A 2,339-nucleotide genomic window follows, 5' to 3' on the forward strand; every position below is an offset into this window, starting at 1 on the left:
CCCTTCGGGAGGCCACGCCATTTCGTCTACGGGGGTCACACCCTCTGTGCCGGGCCTTTCAATGCCCTTCGACTATGACGCGACTTTCTGACTCCCTGCTGATTCGGCAGAACCAGCTGAAAGGTCCCACAACCCCGTATACGCAACGCCTGCCGGCTTGAACACGTACACGGTTTGGCCTGATCCGCTTTCGCTCGCCACTACTCACGGAATATCTCTTCCTGGCGGTACTGAGATGTTTCACTTCCCGCCGTTCCCTCCACACACCCTATATATTCAGGTGCGGGTCACACGACATGACTCGTGCGGGGTTTCCCCATTCGGACATCCTCGGATCACGGTTCGTTTGCCAACTCCCCGAGGCTTATCGCAGGCTACAACGTCCTTCTTCGGCTCCTAGTGCCAAGGCATCCACCCTGTGCCCTTATAAACTTGACCACAAAGATCATTCAAAAAGATGCTCGCGTCCACTGTGCAGTTCTCAAGCTACGACCGGCTCTGACACCCTCACCCCAGCGCCTACCCCCACCACCAACACCCAACAAGGTGCCGATCGCGCAAGCGGTTCGACCGAGCGGTACCAGCCCGCAGTCCCTCGCACCCACCCCACACCCGAAGGCATGACGCAGATCCGTAGCGACCCCGAGGACCACAACCTTCCGGCTGTTCCCTCAGGACCCAACAGCGTGCCCAGCCGACCCCCAACCCCAGCAGCCACCGTTCCCACCCGAACCCCGAAAGGTTGCGGCGTACTAGGCGCCACCAGCTCGAAAGCCGGCCATAGTCGATGTTCCACCCTCGAGCACCGTCCCCCACTCGTTCGGCAGGGACAACGGGCCTGGACACCACAGCCACCCCATGACAGGACAACCTGATGCCAGATGCTCCTTAGAAAGGAGGTGATCCAGCCGCACCTTCCGGTACGGCTACCTTGTTACGACTTAGTCCCAATCGCCAGTCCCACCTTCGACAGCTCCCTCTCTTACGAGTTGGGCCACTGGCTTCGGGTGTTACCGACTTTCGTGACTTGACGGGCGGTGTGTACAAGGCCCGGGAACGTATTCACCGCAGCGTTGCTGATCTGCGATTACTAGCGACTCCGACTTCATGGGGTCGAGTTGCAGACCCCAATCCGAACTGAGACCGGCTTTTTGGGATTCGCTCCACCTCGCGGTATCGCAGCCCTTTGTACCGGCCATTGTAGCATGCGTGAAGCCCAAGACATAAGGGGCATGATGATTTGACGTCATCCCCACCTTCCTCCGAGTTGACCCCGGCAGTCTCCCATGAGTCCCCGGCATAACCCGCTGGCAACATGGGACGAGGGTTGCGCTCGTTGCGGGACTTAACCCAACATCTCACGACACGAGCTGACGACAACCATGCACCACCTGTACACCGACCTTGCGGGGAGCACATCTCTGCACTTTTCCGGTGTATGTCAAGCCTTGGTAAGGTTCTTCGCGTTGCATCGAATTAATCCGCATGCTCCGCCGCTTGTGCGGGCCCCCGTCAATTTCTTTGAGTTTTAGCCTTGCGGCCGTACTCCCCAGGCGGGGCACTTAATGCGTTTGCTGCGGCACGGAACTCGTGGAATGAGCCCCACACCTAGTGCCCAACGTTTACGGCATGGACTACCAGGGTATCTAATCCTGTTCGCTCCCCATGCTTTCGCTCCTCAGCGTCAGTTGCGGCCCAGTGACCTGCCTTCGCCATCGGTGTTCCTCCTGATATCTGCGCATTCCACCGCTACACCAGGAATTCCAGTCACCCCTACCGCACTCTAGTCTGCCCGTACCCACTGCAAGCCCAAGGTTGAGCCTTAGGTTTTCACAGCAGACGCGACAAACCGCCTACGAGCTCTTTACGCCCAATAATTCCGGACAACGCTTGCGCCCTACGTATTACCGCGGCTGCTGGCACGTAGTTAGCCGGCGCTTCTTCTGCAGGTACCGTCACTTGCGCTTCTTCCCTGCTGAAAGAGGTTTACAACCCGAAGGCCGTCATCCCTCACGCGGCGTCGCTGCATCAGGCTTGCGCCCATTGTGCAATATTCCCCACTGCTGCCTCCCGTAGGAGTCTGGGCCGTGTCTCAGTCCCAGTGTGGCCGGTCGCCCTCTCAGGCCGGCTACCCGTCGTCGCCTTGGTGGGCCACTACCCCACCAACAAGCTGATAGGCCGCGAGCCCATCCTTCACCGATAAATCTTTCCAGACGCGACACATGCGTGTACGTCTCATATCCGGTATTAGCCACCGTTTCCCGTGGTTATCCCAGAGTGAAGGGCAGGTTGCTCACGTGTTACTCACCCGTTCGCCACTGATCAGACCAGCAAGCTGG

At 58.9% G+C, this 2,339-nt stretch carries 2 rRNA genes; both read right to left on the reverse strand.

The features are described from left to right. Nucleotides 1–438: ribosomal RNA gene (locus tag N553_RS0100020) — 23S ribosomal RNA — on the reverse strand; the annotation flags it as partial. Between the two features lie 454 nt (nt 439–892). Continuing rightward, a 16S ribosomal RNA gene (locus tag N553_RS0100025) occupies nt 893–2,339 on the reverse strand; the annotation flags it as partial.

The sequence above is a fragment of the Cellulomonas sp. URHE0023 genome (assembly GCF_000688475.1).
Classification (GTDB): domain Bacteria; phylum Actinomycetota; class Actinomycetes; order Actinomycetales; family Cellulomonadaceae; genus Cellulomonas.